Origin of the sequence: Kitasatospora sp. NBC_01302 (genome assembly GCF_035976515.1) — a bacterium.
Classification (GTDB): Bacteria; Actinomycetota; Actinomycetes; order Streptomycetales; family Streptomycetaceae; genus Kitasatospora.
The window spans coordinates 5845006-5859459 of sequence record NZ_CP108404.1 but is presented as its reverse complement, the minus strand read 5'-3'; the positions used below and the strand labels follow the sequence as shown (position 1 = coordinate 5859459).

The following is a 14454-nucleotide window of genomic DNA, read 5'->3' as shown; positions in this document are numbered from 1 at the left end:
GGCGTCACCAGCCGGACGGCCTGTCCGTGCGCCCCGGGCGCACGGACAGGCCGTCGGCGTCCTGGCGGGTGCCCGTCACGGCTCCAGCACGATCTTGCCGAACACGTCGCCCTTCGCGAGCCGTCCGAACGCCTCGCGCGCCTCGGTCAGCGGCACGACGGAGTCCACCAGCGGACGCACTCCCGCGTGGCCGCACAGGGCCAGCAGTGCGGCCAGCTCCTCCTTGGTCCCCATGGTCGAGCCGACCACCTTCAGCTCGTGGTAGAAGATCCGGGTCAGCTCGGCGTCGGCCGGCCTCGAACCGCTGGTCGCGCCGGAGATCACGATGGTCCCGCCGGGGCGCAGCGACCGCACCGAGTGGGACCAGGTGGCCGCCCCCACCGTCTCCATCACCGCGTCGACCCGCTCCGGGAGCCGGGCCCCGCTCTCGAACGCGGCGGCGGCGCCGAGCCCGATCGCCCTGGCCCGCTTCTCCTCGTCCCGTCCGGTGACCCAGATCCGCAGACCGGCCGCCTTGCCCAGCACGATCAGCGCGGTGGCCACGCCGCCGCCGGCGCCCTGGACCAGCACGGTGTCCCCCGGCCGGACCCCGGCGTTGGTGAAGAGCATCCGGTAGGCCGTCAGCCAGGCCGTGGGCAGGCAGGCCGCCTCGGCGAAGGAGAGCTCGGCCGGCTTGGGCAGCAGGTTCCCGGTCGGCACCGCGAGCCGCTGGGCGAAGGTGCCGTGGTAGCGCTCGGTCAGGATCGAGCGCTGCTCCCCCGCCGGCACCCCCAGGCCGTGCCAGCCGACCACCGGGAAGACCACCACCTCGTTGCCGTGCTCGTCGATCCCGGCCGCGTCGCAGCCCAGGATCATCGGCAGCCGCTCGGCGGGCAGGCCCACGCCGCGCAGCGACCACAGGTCGTGGTGGTTGAGGGTGGCCGCCTTGACGGTCACCACGCTCCAGCCCGGCCGCGGTTCGGGCTCGGGCAGCTCCCCGAGCTCCAGGGCGCTGAGCGGATCGTCGGGATCGATGCGTGCGGCATAGGCGGCGAACATGGCACCGGACACTAGCCGCAGACCACCAGGGCCCGGAACCAGCGGCGGGTGTGACCTGCGCCGCGTGCCCGGGCCCTGACTACTCGTCAGTAGATCAGCGTCGTGCGACGCCCTCGCGGCGGGCCGCCTCGGCGACCGCCTTGCCGACCGCGGCGGCCACCCGCGGGTCGAACGGGGAGGGGATCACCTGCTGCGGAGTCAGCTCGTCGGCCACCACCGCGGCCAGCGCCTGCGCGGCGGCCAGCTTCATGCCCTCGGTGATCTGCCGGGCCCGCACCTGGAGCGCGCCGGCGAAGATGCCGGGGAAGGCCAGCACGTTGTTGATCTGGTTGGGGAAGTCGGAGCGCCCGGTGGCCACCACGGCCGCGTACTTGGCGGCGACCTCGGGGTGGATCTCCGGGTTCGGGTTGGCCATCGCGAAGATGAGGCAGTCCTTGGCCATGGTGGCCACCGCCTCCTCGGGCACCGTGCCGCCGGAGACGCCGATGAAGACGTCCGCCCCCTGAAGCGCCTCGACCAGCGAGCCCTTGAGGCCGGCCTTGTTGGTCAGCTCGGCGATCTCGGCCTTGACGTCGGTCAGGTCCTCGCGGCCCTGGTGCACCACGCCGCGCCGGTCGCAGAGCGACACGTCGCCGATGCCCGCGGCCACCAGCATCTTGGCGATCGCGATGCCGGCCGCGCCGGCGCCCGAGATGACCGCGCGCAGCGCGCCGATCTCCCGCCCGGTCACCTTGGCGGCGTTCCACAGCGCGGCGGTGGTGACGATCGCGGTGCCGTGCTGGTCGTCGTGGAAGACCGGGATGTCCAGCGCCGCCTGGAGCCGGCGCTCGATCTCGAAGCAGCGGGGCGCCGAGATGTCCTCCAGGTTGACGCCGCCGAAGGACGGGGCGAGCCGGACCACGGTCTCCACGATCGCGTCCACGTCGGTGCAGTCCAGCGCGATCGGGACCGCGTCCACCCCGCCGAACTGCTTGAACAGGATCGCCTTGCCCTCCATCACCGGCAGCGAGGCCTGCGGGCCGATGTCGCCCAGGCCCAGCACGGCGGTGCCGTCGGTGACCACCGCGACCGTGTTGGCCTTCCAGGTGTAGTCGTCGACCAGCTCGGGCTGCTCGGCGATGGCGGTGCAGACGCGTGCAACACCGGGGGTGTAGGCGAGGGACAGATCGTCCGCGTCCCGCACCGGAACCGTGGCGCGCACCTCCATCTTGCCGCCGCGGTGAAGCGCGAAGACGGCGTCGACGGGGGCGTCGGTGTCCGGGGTACGAGGGTGAATGAGCTCCGCTGCCACGATGACCTCTTCGTCATGTTCGGTTCGGTGAGGGCACCGGCCCGAGCGCGGTCGGCCTGTTCCGGGAAAACTCAAGCCCCCGGATCCGCTGTCACGGACCCGGGACCCGGGAGGCCGGGGGCGCGTCGAACTGCGCCCTCGGATGAGGGTTTTGTCTACCGCCTGCGTTGCACGTCAGCGCTGAGCCTAGGCCCGGGAATCGGCACCGCACCTGTGCCTTGGATTCCTCGTCACGCACTGTTCACCCCGTGAGCCTCCATGGCGGCGCTCGGGTTTCGGAAGAACCCGAGTACCGGTGGCATCGACGGCGATTCGGTACGCGCACCCGCAGGAGTGAACAGAGGCCTGGAGGGGAACCGGCGCTTCGGATACGGAGTCGGCGTCGTCGACTTCCGGTCCTCGGCACCCCGGCTCTGTGGCGAACCGGTGGTCTCTGTTCGGTGTCGGGGGTCACCCGATACCAGATTCTGACACACCCGCCACCCGGCGCGGCAGATGGGCGCCGGTGGCCGTGGCGGACCTCACTCCGCCGTCACCTGGGACGTCGCACACCCAGACCCCACCACCGGGCGGAAGCTGACCTCCGGTGAGAACCTGACTGCACATGCCGCGGAGCTATCGCTTTATCCACTTTTTGCTGTGCCGAGTGCTCCGCTCGAGCAGGAGGCTCCCATGCGAATCCGCACCCGCCGCTCCGGTCCCGCCGGATTCGGTGCCCTGCTCGCCGCAGGCACCCTGGTCGTCACCGGTTGCAGCAGCAGTAGCAGCAGCAGCACGAGCAGCTCCGCCGGTTCGTCGGCGATCCCCACCCCCAGCGCCGTGGCCTCGCTGGCCTCGCTGCTGCCGGCCGACGTCAAGGCGAGCGGCAAGCTCGTGGTGGCCACCGACGCCTCGTACGCGCCCAACGAGTTCAAGGACGCCAACGGGAACATCGTCGGGATGGACGTCGACATGGCCAAGGCCGTCGCGCAGACCCTGGGTCTGACCGCCGAGGTGCAGAACGCCGACTTCACCTCGATCATCCCCGGCATCACGGCGAACAAGTACCAGCTCGGCATGAGCTCCTTCACCGACACCAAGGACCGCGAGGCCACCGTCGACATGGTGACCTACTTCTCCGCCGGCACCAGCACCGCGGTCAAGGCGGGCAACCCCGCGAACGTCGACCCGAACGACCTGTGCGGCAAGAAGGTCGCGGTGCAGACCGGCACCACCCAGGCCGACGAGATCACGAACGTGATCAACCCCGCCTGCCAGAAGGCCGGCAAGCCGACCGTCCCGAACGGCGGCGACAAGTTCGACCTGCAGACCGACGTCACGCAGGCGCTGGTGGCCGGCCGCGACGACGTCATGCTCGCCGACTCCCCGGTGGTCGACTACGCGGTCCAGCAGACCGGCGGCCAGCTGGAGAAGATCGGCAGCACCACGGACACCGCGCCCTACGGCATCGTGGTCGCCAAGAACTCGCCGCTGACCAAAGCCGTGCAGGGCGCGGTGACCTCGCTGATGGCCGACGGTGTCTACAAGTCGATCCTGACCAAGTGGGGCGTCCAGGCCGGCTCCGTCAACCAGTCCGTGATCAACGGCGCCAGCAGCTGACCGACGCCCGACCTACTCCCCTGGGGCCACCGTGAACCAGTCCGATCAGGGGTCGGCGACCAGGAAGCGGCCTGAGGACATCAAGGCCGTACCGGTCCGCCACCCCGGCCGCTGGGCCGGAGCCGTCGTCGTCGCGGTGCTCGCGGCGATGCTGATCCACGCCCTGCTCTTCAACAAAGCCTTCCAATGGCACGTCGTCGGCACGTACCTGTTCCATCCCACCATCATGAACGGCCTGGTCACCACGCTGGAGCTGACCGCGCTCGCGATGCTGATGGGTGTGGTGGGCGGGGTCGTCCTGGCGATCATGCGCCTGTCGCCCAATCCGCTGCTGTCGGGGACCGCCTGGTTCTACATCTGGGTGTTCCGCGGCACCCCGGTCCTGGTCCAGCTGCTGTTCTGGGAGTTCATGGGCTCGCTGTGGCCCCGGCTGTCGATCGGCATCCCGTTCGGCAGCAGCTTCTGGTCCGAGTCCACCAACCAGCTGATCCCGGTCTTCACCGCCGCGCTGCTCGGGCTCGGCCTGAACGAGGCCGCCTACATGGCGGAGATCGTCCGCGGCGGCATCCAGTCCGTCCCGCTGGGCCAGACCGAGGCCGCGCACGCGCTCGGCATGAGCCAGGCCAGGACGATGCGGCGGATCGTCCTGCCGCAGGCGATGCGGGTGATCATCCCGCCGACCGGCAACGAGACCATCTCGATGCTGAAGACCACCTCGCTTGCGTACTCGATCTCCCTGGTCGAGCTGCTCGGCGCGGCCCACGACATCTACTCGCGCACCTTCCAGACCATCCCGCTGCTGATCGTGGCGAGCCTCTGGTACCTGCTGCTGACCTCGATCCTCACGGTCTTCCAGTACTACATCGAACGCCACTACGCCCGGGGCGCCAACCGGGTGCTGCCCCCGACGCCGCTGCAGCGGCTGCGCGGCCTGTTCCACGGCCGCCCGGTGCGGCCCAGCACGCCGGATGTGGTCCCCGGTCTCGAAGGAGGCGGTCACCTGTGAGCGACCCGCTGAAGTCCGCCGGCCCGCCGACCGCGCCGATGGTCAAGGCCGAACAGGTGCACAAGTCGTACGGCCTGGTGGAGGTGCTCAAGGGCATCGAGCTCCAGGTGCGCCAGGGCGAGGTGTTCGTCCTGGTCGGCCCGTCCGGCTCCGGCAAGTCCACCTTCCTGCGCTGCATCAACCACCTGGAGAAGATCAACGCCGGGCGGCTCTACGTGAACGGCAACCTGGTCGGCTACCGGCAGAAGGGCGACCGGCTCTACGAGCTGCGGGACAGCGAGGTCGCGCTGCAGCGCCGGGAGATCGGCATGGTCTTCCAGCACTTCAACCTCTTCCCGCACATGACCGCGCTGGAGAACATCGTCGAGGCGCCGGTGCAGGTCAAGGGCGAGCCGAGGGCGGGCGCGCGGGACCGGGCCCGGGCCCTGCTGGAACGGGTGGGCCTGTCCGACAAGGCGGACAGCTACCCCTCCCAGCTCTCCGGCGGCCAGCAGCAGCGGGTGGCGATCGCCCGGGCGCTGGCCATGGAGCCCCAGCTGATGCTCTTCGACGAGCCCACCTCGGCACTCGACCCCGAGCTGGTCGGCGAGGTGCTGGACGTCATGCGCGGCCTGGCCCAGGAGGGCATGACGATGATCGTGGTCACCCACGAGATGGGCTTCGCCCGCGAGGTGGGCGACGCGCTGGTCTTCATGGACGGCGGCACGGTGGTGGAGTCCGGGACCCCGCGCGAGGTGCTCGGCAATCCGCAGCACGAGCGCACCAAGGCCTTCCTGTCCAAGGTGCTCTGAGGGTGCGCTGAAGGCGCCCTGGAGGTGCCCTGGGCGGGACGGCGCCGGCCCGGTGGTCGGCGCCTTCGTCATTTCCCGGCCGAGGTAATAGGCTTAAAGCTGGTTACCCGTTACGTATTCGCGGAGGATTTCCGGTGGAGCTCGCCCTGTACGCCGACTTCGCCGTTCGGTTGGTGAACAGCGAGGAGCCGGAGCGCGGCACCGACACGCTGGTCAGCGTGGACGCGGTCCGCGCGCTGTTCAGCAGCCCGGCCTCGCGCGGCGCCCAGTTGGCCGAACCCGCCGACGTGCCCCGGCTGCGGTCGGTGCGGGCCCGGCTGCGCGCGGTCTTCGAGGCCGCGGCGGGCGGCGACGAGGTGGCCGGCGTCAACCTGCTGAACGCCCTGATGGTCGAGTACCCGGTCAGCCCGCTGGTCTCGGGCCACGACCACCTGGACGAGAGCGGCCGGCCGCGCTGGCACCTGCACCTGGCGGACAACGCGCCGAGCGCCACCGCGACCTTCACCGCGGTGGCCTGCATGGGTCTGGCGATCCACCTGACCGAGCTGGGCGCCGACCGGCTGGGCATCTGCCAGGCCGCGCCGTGCCGCAACGCCTACCTGGACACCTCGACCAACCGCTCGCGGCGCTACTGCTCGGACCGCTGCGCGACCCGGGCCAACGTGGCCGCCTACCGGGCCCGCAAGCGCCAGGAGGCCGCGGCCGCCCTGGCCGGCACCGATCCGGGTACCGCCGCGGCCGGTCCGGCCACCACCGCGACCGGGCCGGCTACAGCTCCGGACGCAGGCGCCTGAAGACACCGAACCGGGCGGCCAGACCCGGCCAGCGGCCCAGCGGCCTGGTACAGAGCAGCCGTTCCAGCCAGCCCGCCGGGGCCAGCCAGACCGGGTTCGGCGCGATCCGCAGCAGCACCCGGCCGAGCACCAGATCGTCAGGTACCGCGCCGTACTCCCGGCTGTCGCTCTCGACGAACTGATTGTCCGACAGCAGCCACCAGCCCTTGGCCCGCAACTCGGTGGCCCGCTTGACCACCAGCAGGTCCTGCCGCAGCGGGTGCCGCACCAGCACCACCGCGCCGGGCCGCACCCGGGCTCCGTACCTGACCACCACCCGGTCGCCGTGGTACAGGGTCGGGACCATCGACGGCCCGGCCACGTCCATCAGGCCGAACGGCAGCAGCCCACCTCCCGCGCTCTCCACCGGCTCTGGGTCTGCGTCAGTGTCACGTCGCCGCATCGCCGCCATCGTGCCCGCCTCCTCGTCGCACCGGCTGCGCCCGCCGCTCGTCGGCCGGGCAGAGACCAGCATCCCGCATGGACAACGCGTGCCCGATATCGACCGGTTCCGACTCCGCCTTTTGCCCTAGGCCCCTGTCCCGGCCGCGAGATTCGAGGCGCCGCGGGGTAATCTCAGCCCCGGGAAGACGATCTAAGGAAGGACTTTCCATGCTCTCTCGTCTGTTCGCCCCGCGGGTCACGGCTCACGCCCACTGCGACCTTCCGTGCGGCGTCTACGACCCCGCGCAGGCCCGTATCGAGGCCGAGTCGGTGAAGGCCACTCAGGAGAAGTACCAGGCCAACGAGGACGCGCACTTCCGCGCTCGCGCCATCATCATCAAGGAGCAGCGCGCCGAGGCCGTCAAGCACCACCTCTCGGTGCTGTGGAGCGACTACTTCAAGGCCCCGCACTTCGAGAAGTACCCGCAGCTGCACCAGCTCTTCAACGACGCCCTGAAGGCCGCCTCGGCCACCAAGGCCTCGACCGACCCGGCCACCGGCCAGGCGCTGCTCGACCTGATCGCCCAGATCGACAAGATCTTCTGGGAGACCAAGCAGGCCTGATCGCCGCCCGCGTCATCGGTGCCCCTCACTCCGTGGAGTGAGGGGCATCGCGCGTTCGGGGGAGCCAAGTACGCTCGGCAGCATGATCAGAACCGCTGTCGTCGAGGACGTTCCCACCATCATCGAGCTGATCCGCGAACTGGCGGAGTACGAGAAGGCCCTGGACCAGGCCAAGGCCACCGAGGAGCAACTGCGCGAGGCGCTGTTCGGCGAGCAGCCGGCGGTCTTCGCACTGATCGCCGAGGACGGGACGGGCACGACCGTCGGCTTCGCGCTCTGGTTCCGCAACTTCTCCACCTGGACCGGGACGCACGGGATCTACCTGGAGGACCTCTACGTGCGCCCGAGCGCACGCGGGGGCGGGCACGGCAAGGCCCTGCTCACCGAGCTCGCCCGGATCGCCGTGGAGCGCGGCTGCAGCCGCCTGGAGTGGTCGGTGCTGGACTGGAACGAGCCCTCGATCGGGTTCTACAAGGCACTCGGCGCCCAGCCGATGGACGAGTGGACGGTTTTCCGGCTGACCGGCCCGGCGCTGCGTGAGCTGGGCACCGCAGAACCCGTCAGTGCAGATGAAAACCCGCAGCCCGCGGGGTGAATCCGGTCCAGGGTCGCGACATCCGTCGGCCGATCGCGGTAACGTCTCGGCGGACGGCCCGCGTCCGGCGCCGACCTGTTGGGTAGGACTGGGACGTACCGCACCACCCCTCAAGACAGTTGGGGCGAAGCAGTTGAGCCAAGCAACAGAACGTGCCGCGGCCCTTGGGTCACCAGCACAGCGCGTCACCCAGGAGGTGAGGGTGTCCCAGACCGACGGCGATCCCGGGAGCCTGGACGACCGGGCGGACCAGCCCGCCGAAGCGGCCGAGGCCGCCGAGACGGCTGAGACTGCCGAGACGGCAAAGGACTTCGTGGAGGTGCGGCTGCCCGCCCAGGGCGCCTACCTCTCGGTCCTGCGCACGGCCACGGCCGGTCTCGCAGCCCGCCTGGACTTCACCCTCGACGAGATCGAGGACCTACGGATCGCGGTGGACGAGGCCTGCGCCATCCTGCTCCAGCAGGCGGTGCCGGGTTCGGTGCTCACCTGCGAGTTCCGGCTGGTCGGCGATGCGCTGAGAGTCACCGTCTCGGCCCCGACCACCGACGGCCGGGCGCCCGAGCGGGACACCTTCGCCTGGACGGTGCTCTCCGCACTGGCCGGCGAGGTGGAGTCCTCGGTGGCCGAGGACCGCACGGTCAGCATCAGCCTGCACAAGAAGCGCGGCGGGTCGATCCTCCAGCCGTGAGCCGGCCTCCCGGCCGCGCCACGGCCGCTTCCGGAGCGGAGTCGTTCCCGCTCCGGAGCCCGGTCGCGGTACAACCAATGTGATGGCCCGGCCGCGCCGGCGGCCCGGGCGCTCCCGGAACGGAACGGGGGATCGCCGTGAGTGATCTGGATCGCAACTCTGCCGCCGGAGCGCGGCCCGTGGACGGCCTGCCCACGGAAGCGGTGCCGGGCCACGGGCCCGCCGACGGCGCCGCCGTGCCCGGGAGCGGCCACGCCGGCCCACGCCGCCGTACCGTGCCCGCACCCGCCGCCGCCACCCACGACGCGTACTCGAAGGACTCCCAGCGGATGAGCCAACCGACCGACCCGATGCCGGAGCCGACGGCGCCCAGCCGCCCGACGGCGGACGCGGACGACCTCAGCGGGGAGGCCGCGGGCGGGGCCGAGCAGGAGCTGACCGAGGTGGTCCAGGCCTCGCTGCCCGCCCAGGTGGTCGGGCACCGCACGGCCGCCCCGGACCGGGAGGCCGCCCGGGCGCTGTTCGTGCGGCTGGCCGCGCTGCCCGAGGGCTCGGCCGAGCGGGTCGAGCTGCGCAACCAGCTGGTCCGGATGCACATCCCGCTGGTCGAACACCTGGCCCGGCGGTTCCGCAACCGCGGCGAGCCGCTGGACGACCTCACCCAGGTCGCCACCATCGGGCTGATCAAGTCGGTGGACCGGTTCGACCACGAGCGCGGGGTGGAGTTCTCCACCTACGCCACCCCGACCATCGTGGGCGAGATCAAGCGGCACTTCCGGGACAAGGGCTGGGCGGTGCGGGTGCCGCGCCGGCTCCAGGAGCTGCGGCTGTCGCTGACCACCGCGACCAGCGAGCTCTCCCAGCGGCACGGCCGCTCCCCCACGGTGCACGAGCTGGCCGAACACCTCGGCATCTCCGAGGAGGACGTGCTGGAGGGCCTGGAGTCGGCCAACGCCTACTCCACGCTCTCGCTCGACGTGCCGGACAGCGACGACGAGTCGCCGGCCGTGGCGGACACCCTGGGCGCCACCGACGAGGCGCTGGAGGGGGTGGAGTACCGCGAGTCGCTCAAGCCGCTGCTGGCCCAACTGCCGCAGCGCGAGCAGAAGATCCTGGTGCTCCGGTTCTTCCGGAACATGACCCAGTCGCAGATCGCCGCCGAGGTGGGGATCTCGCAGATGCACGTGTCGCGGCTGCTCGCCCGCACCCTGGCCCAGCTGCGGGACAAGCTGCTGGTCGAGGAGTGACGAGCGGCAGCACGCGCTGAGAAGGGACGAGCCGGGCCCAGGGGGCCCGGCTCGTCCCTTCTCGGCGTGCGGGCCCGGTCAGTCCTCGGTGCGGTAGAGCACGGCGGTGACGGTCGGGTTGAGCAGCATGACCAGGCCGGCCACGCCCGCCAGGCCCACCAGCGCGCCGAGGGCCGCCATCGAGCCACCGCTCTGGCACATGTAGTAGGCCACCGGCAGGCAGGTGGTGTGGGTCAGCACCGCCGGGCTGCGGCCCCAGCGCTGCAGCCGCAGCAGCGCCCCGGCGGCCACCAGCGGCAGCAGTCCGAGCAGCAGGATCACCACGCCGCCGTACTCGACGAGGCCCTGGTTCCTGGTGCTCTCGACCAGTCCGGCCACGATCATGTAGCCGCCCCAGACGGTCAGCGCGGCGCCCTCGACGGCGGTCAGCGCCACGGCGGCGATCAGCTTGGCGGGACGGGCGGCGGTGGAGGTCTCTGCGGTCACTCCAGCAGGGTAGCCGCCACCGGGGCGCCACCGAGCCGTAGGCTGATCCTCATGCGCGCGCTCCTGGTCGTGAACCCGAAAGCCACCACCACAAGTGGCCGAACCAGGGATGTCCTCACGCACGCCCTGCGGAGCGATCTCAAGCTGGAGGTCGCGGTCACCGACCGCCGGGGCCACGCCCGTGACCTGGCCCGCGAGGCGGCCGCGGACGGCACGGTGGACCTGGTGGTCGCGCTCGGCGGGGACGGCACGGTCAACGAGGTCGTCAACGGACTGCTCGCGCACGGGCCCTCCGATCGGGTGCCGCGGCTGGCCGTGGTGCCCGGTGGCAGCACCAACGTCTTCGCCCGGGCGCTCGGACTGCCCAACCACCCGGTGGAGGCCACCGGTGTGCTGCTGGACGCACTGGAGCAGCGCCGGGAGCGGGCGATCTCACTGGGCAAGGCGATGACGGAGGGGCTGCCGGACCGCTGGTTCACCTTCACCGCGGGGCTCGGCTTCGACGCCGGCGTGGTCGGCCGGGTGGAGGAGCAGCGGCGCTCGGGGCGCAAGTCCACGCACGCGCTCTACATCAGAGAAGCACTCCGGCACTACGTGACCGAGCGTGAACACCGCAGGTCCGGCCCCGTGACCTTGGAACTCCCGGGCCGCGCACCGCAGCCGGGGCTGGTGATGACCATAGTCTCGAACACCTCACCGTGGACTTTTCTCGGTAATCGCCCGGTGCTGCCCTCGCCCGCGGCTTCGTTCGAGACCGACCTTGATGTCTTCGGCATCACTCGAATGACGGCGTTCGGAACCGCTCGTACGGTCCGTCAGATTCTGCGGCCGCACACTCCTTCGGAGCAATCCCAGAAGGCCGTTGGAGCTTCCGGGAAGCACGTTGTCTCTTATCACGACGTCCGACACTTCACCTTGGTTTCCCAGGAACCGGCCCCATTTCAGGTCGACGGGGACCACCTTGGTGAGAGGAGTCGCGTCAGTTTCACAGGCGTACGACGGGCACTGCGTGTGATTGTGTGACCAGAAGGGGGTCCCGCCCTTCTTCTCGAACGCGCTAGCCCCCTTCACCCCATAGAAGTACGGCCTGTGAGGTAGGCGACACCGAAGAATCAAAAATTCCTCCTCGAAGGGGGTTGTATCCAGGCCCGAGGTTTGCGAACCTCTACATGGCGAACGGGACGCCTCGCAGCGGGACAAGCGAGACGGCCCCACCGAGCACCCCCTGGCACCTGTGGCTGCCTGGAGCCCTCGGGTTTCGCCCGAACCCCCCTCTGCACAGACTGCCGGGCCGTGAAGGCCTTAGGTCCCTTTTGCCGTTGCGGGATTCGTGAAAGCGTTCACATTCACAAGCCATCGATTGTGTCGGCCGGGCCACCGCCTGGCGACCGGAGGAGTTGGACGACCATGGACTGGCGCCACCGCGCTGTCTGCCGCGAAGAGGACCCGGAGCTGTTCTTCCCGATCGGGAACACCGGTCCTGCTCTGCTGCAGATCGAGGAAGCCAAGGCCGTGTGCCGCCGCTGTCCCGTCATGGAGCAGTGTCTGCAGTGGGCTCTGGAGACCGGCCAGGACGCCGGCGTCTGGGGCGGCATGAGCGAGGACGAGCGTCGTGCGATGAAGCGCCGCGCAGCCCGCAACCGCGCCCGCACCGCCTGAGCGAGTGCCTCGCGCACCGCACCCTGAAGTACCGCACCACTGAAGTACCGATCAACACATGATCACAGGCTTCGACCGCCACTCCGTCGAAGCCTTCCGCAGGAGCCGTCACACACCGGGCTGCCGACCAGGCAGCCGACCGGCGTGGCGACCCCGACACTTCGGCCCGGCTCGGTCCGGACACTTGATACTGTTCACTCAGAGCAATATCGTGGACCTGGGACGCTCACCGTACGCAATATGACGCGATGAGCAGCCCGGCAGTGACCGCCGCCCGTGCCGACGGTGTCACGCATCACCAGAGCCCCCGTTCCGACCGACTCCCCCCGACGGCCGGAACGGGTTGAGAGGCCCTGTCGACCCTCCCCCCCCGGTCGACAGGGCCTCGTTTCTTCTGCTCCCAGCGGCCCCCGCTCCCCCTGCGGGCCCCTCATGGCCCCCGGCGCGCATCGATCTGCCGTACTGCGCACCGGAGTTGACGCAGTACGGCGCGCCGCTGAACCGCTTATCGCACCGGGATCTCCAACACCACCTTGGTGCCGCCGTCCGGCGCCGCGACCATGTCGAAGGTGCCGCCCAGCTCACCGGTGGCCAGCGTCCGCACGATCTGCAGCCCGAGGTTGCCGCCCTGCTGCGGGTCGAAGCCCTCCGGCATGCCGCGGCCGTCGTCCTGCACGGTGATCAGCAGGTACTCCTCCGGCTTCGAACCGCCCGTCCAACTGTCGGACCAACCCTTGCCGTTGACCGGCGCCCGGCCGCGCAGCGCGGTGACGAAGACACTGCCGGTGGCCCTGTCACCGAACGCGTGTTCCAGTGCGTTCTGCAGCAGCTCGGTGAGGACCATCGCCAGCGGGGTGGCCACCTCGGCCGACAGGATGCCGAAGCTGCCGCTGCGCCTGGTGTTCACCTGGCCGTCCTGGGACAGCTCCATCACCATCGCCAGCACCCGGTCCGCGATCTCGTCGAAGGCCACCTGCTCGTCCAGCGTCTGGGAGAGCGTCTCGTGCACGATGGCGATCGAGCCGACCCGGCGCACCGCCTCGTCCAGCGCGGCCCGCCCGGCGTCCGAGTCCATCCGGCGGGACTGCAGGCGCAGCAGCGCGGCCACCGTCTGCAGGTTGTTCTTCACCCGGTGGTGGATCTCCCGGATGGTGGCGTCCTTGGTCATCAGCTCCCGCTCGCGGCGGCGCAGCTCGGTGACGTCGCGGGCCAGCACCAGCGAGCCGGTGTGCACGCCCTTGGGCTTGAGCGGGATCGCACGCAGGGTGACCACGCCCCCCTGCGCCTCCACCTCGGACTGGCGCGGGGCCCACCCGCTGGCGAGCTTCACCAGCGCCTCGTGCACCGGCCCGCGCGACGGGGGCGCCAACTCGGCGGTCGTGCGCCCCAGGTGACCGCCCACCAGGTCGGTGGTCAGGCCCAGGCGGTGGTAGGCGGAGAGCGCGTTGGGGCTGGCGTAGGTGACGATGCCGTCGGCGTCCAGCCGGATCAGGCCGTCGCCGACCCGGGGGGCCGCGTCCATGTCGACCTGCTCGCCGGCGTAGGGAAACGTTCCGGCAGCGATCATCTGGGCCAGGTCGGAGGCGCTCTGCAGGTAGGTGAGCTCCAGCCGGCTCGGGGTGCGCACGGTCAGCAGGTTGGTGTTGCGGGCGATCACCCCGAGCACCCGGCCCTCGCGGCGCACCGGGATCGACTCGACCCGGACCGGCACCTCCTCGCGCCACTCCGGGTCGCCCTCGCGCACGATCCGACCCTCGTCGAAGGCGGCGTCCAGCAGCGGGCGGCGCCCGCGCGGGACCAGGTGGCCGACCATGTCGTCCTGGTAGGAGGTCGGTCCGGTGTTGGGCCGCATCTGGGCCACCGAGACGTACCGGATGCCGTCCCAGGTGGGGATCCAGAGCACCAGGTCGGCGAAGGAGAGGTCGGAGAGCAGCTGCCACTCCGAGACCAGCAGGTGGAGCCACTCCACATCGGCACCGGTGAGGGTGGTGTGGCGGCGGACGAGTTCGTTCAACGAGGGCACACCGCGAGGGTAGCCCGCGGGCGGCCCGGGCGGCCGGTCGAGGCGGGCCGGCGGCGGTCGTCGGTCATCGGCGATGGGCCCGGCAGTTGTCCAGACCAATTCTGGGCATCTCCTGGACAACCCAGATTGGTCTAGTCCACAATGGAGGAGCACCAAGGAGAGGCCCCCCGCGCACACTGCCCTGACCGCG

Annotated in this window: 15 protein-coding genes; 10 read left to right on the top strand and 5 right to left on the bottom strand. The window is 70.7% G+C overall.

The genetic code is table 11. From position 1 onward, the window contains the following. Positions 1-75 precede the first annotated feature (75 nt). Both OG294_RS25730 and OG294_RS25725 read right to left on the bottom strand, forming a co-directional pair. Positions 76-1038: a zinc-binding dehydrogenase gene (locus tag OG294_RS25730; RefSeq protein ID WP_327068909.1), complete on the bottom strand. Its 963-nt coding sequence runs from the start codon at positions 1036-1038 to the stop codon at positions 76-78. 94 nt (positions 1039-1132) lie between these two features. Next, the gene (locus OG294_RS25725; RefSeq protein WP_327068908.1) at positions 1133-2329 is read right to left on the bottom strand and encodes an NAD(P)-dependent malic enzyme; all 1197 of its coding nucleotides are present in this window, start codon (positions 2327-2329) and stop codon (positions 1133-1135) included. Positions 2330-3001: 672 nt separating this feature from the next. On the opposite strand from OG294_RS25725, the gene OG294_RS25720 reads away from it, so the two are divergent. The 4 genes from OG294_RS25720 (at position 3002) to OG294_RS25705 (ending at position 6519) form a co-directional block, all read left to right on the top strand. Then, positions 3002-3928, top strand: a complete 927-nt coding sequence (locus tag OG294_RS25720; RefSeq protein WP_327068907.1) for an ABC transporter substrate-binding protein — start codon at positions 3002-3004, stop codon at positions 3926-3928. A 31-nt stretch (positions 3929-3959) separates the two neighbouring features. Beyond that, positions 3960-4934 (top strand): amino acid ABC transporter permease, encoded by a 975-nt coding sequence (locus OG294_RS25715; RefSeq protein ID WP_327068906.1) that lies wholly within the window; start codon positions 3960-3962, stop codon positions 4932-4934. Positions 4935-4972: 38 nt separating this feature from the next. Next, positions 4973-5725, top strand: a complete 753-nt coding sequence (locus tag OG294_RS25710) for an amino acid ABC transporter ATP-binding protein (protein WP_327071670.1) — start codon at positions 4973-4975, stop codon at positions 5723-5725. Positions 5726-5859: 134 nt separating this feature from the next. After that, complete coding sequence (locus OG294_RS25705) at positions 5860-6519, top strand: CGNR zinc finger domain-containing protein (RefSeq protein WP_327068905.1); 660 nt, start codon at positions 5860-5862, stop codon at positions 6517-6519. Here the strand turns inward: OG294_RS25705 and sodX are convergent. Next, positions 6494-6886, bottom strand: coding sequence for a nickel-type superoxide dismutase maturation protease (sodX, locus tag OG294_RS25700; protein WP_327071669.1), 393 nt, complete (start codon positions 6884-6886; stop codon positions 6494-6496). The two genes, OG294_RS25705 and sodX, sit on opposite strands and share 26 nt — an antisense overlap. A 284-nt stretch (positions 6887-7170) precedes the next feature. Between sodX and sodN the strand changes: the two genes are divergently transcribed. The 4 genes from sodN (at position 7171) to OG294_RS25680 (ending at position 10096) form a co-directional block, all read left to right on the top strand. Next, positions 7171-7566 carry a superoxide dismutase, Ni gene (gene sodN, locus OG294_RS25695; RefSeq protein ID WP_327068904.1) on the top strand — a complete coding sequence of 132 codons (396 nt, stop codon included), beginning with the start codon at positions 7171-7173 and terminating at the stop codon, positions 7564-7566. An 82-nt stretch (positions 7567-7648) separates the two neighbouring features. Continuing rightward, a complete protein-coding gene (locus OG294_RS25690) occupies positions 7649-8161 on the top strand; it encodes a GNAT family N-acetyltransferase (protein ID WP_327068903.1) in 513 nt (170 codons plus the stop codon). A gap of 313 nt (positions 8162-8474) precedes the next feature. Beyond that, a complete protein-coding gene (locus tag OG294_RS25685; RefSeq protein WP_327071668.1) occupies positions 8475-8849 on the top strand; it encodes an anti-sigma regulatory factor in 375 nt (124 codons plus the stop codon). 137 nt (positions 8850-8986) lie between these two features. Continuing rightward, on the top strand, positions 8987-10096 hold the full coding sequence (locus tag OG294_RS25680) for a SigB/SigF/SigG family RNA polymerase sigma factor (protein ID WP_442789217.1): 1110 nt from the start codon (positions 8987-8989) through the stop codon (positions 10094-10096). A 78-nt stretch (positions 10097-10174) separates the two neighbouring features. On the opposite strand, the gene OG294_RS25675 is transcribed toward OG294_RS25680, so the two are convergent. Further along, positions 10175-10582 (bottom strand): hypothetical protein, encoded by a 408-nt coding sequence (locus OG294_RS25675; RefSeq protein WP_327068902.1) that lies wholly within the window; start codon positions 10580-10582, stop codon positions 10175-10177. A gap of 51 nt (positions 10583-10633) precedes the next feature. Here OG294_RS25675 and OG294_RS25670 point away from each other — a divergent pair, with 51 nt between their 5' ends. Both OG294_RS25670 and OG294_RS25665 read left to right on the top strand, forming a co-directional pair. Further along, entirely contained in the window at positions 10634-11605 is a 972-nt protein-coding gene (locus OG294_RS25670) for a diacylglycerol/lipid kinase family protein (RefSeq protein WP_327068901.1), read from the top strand. A 384-nt stretch (positions 11606-11989) separates the two neighbouring features. Beyond that, positions 11990-12241: a WhiB family transcriptional regulator gene (locus OG294_RS25665; protein WP_014138019.1), complete on the top strand. Its 252-nt coding sequence runs from the start codon at positions 11990-11992 to the stop codon at positions 12239-12241. A gap of 505 nt (positions 12242-12746) precedes the next feature. Here OG294_RS25665 and OG294_RS25660 read toward each other — a convergent pair. Beyond that, positions 12747-14264: a sensor histidine kinase gene (locus OG294_RS25660; protein WP_327068900.1), complete on the bottom strand. Its 1518-nt coding sequence runs from the start codon at positions 14262-14264 to the stop codon at positions 12747-12749. Positions 14265-14454: the final 190 nt, after the last annotated feature.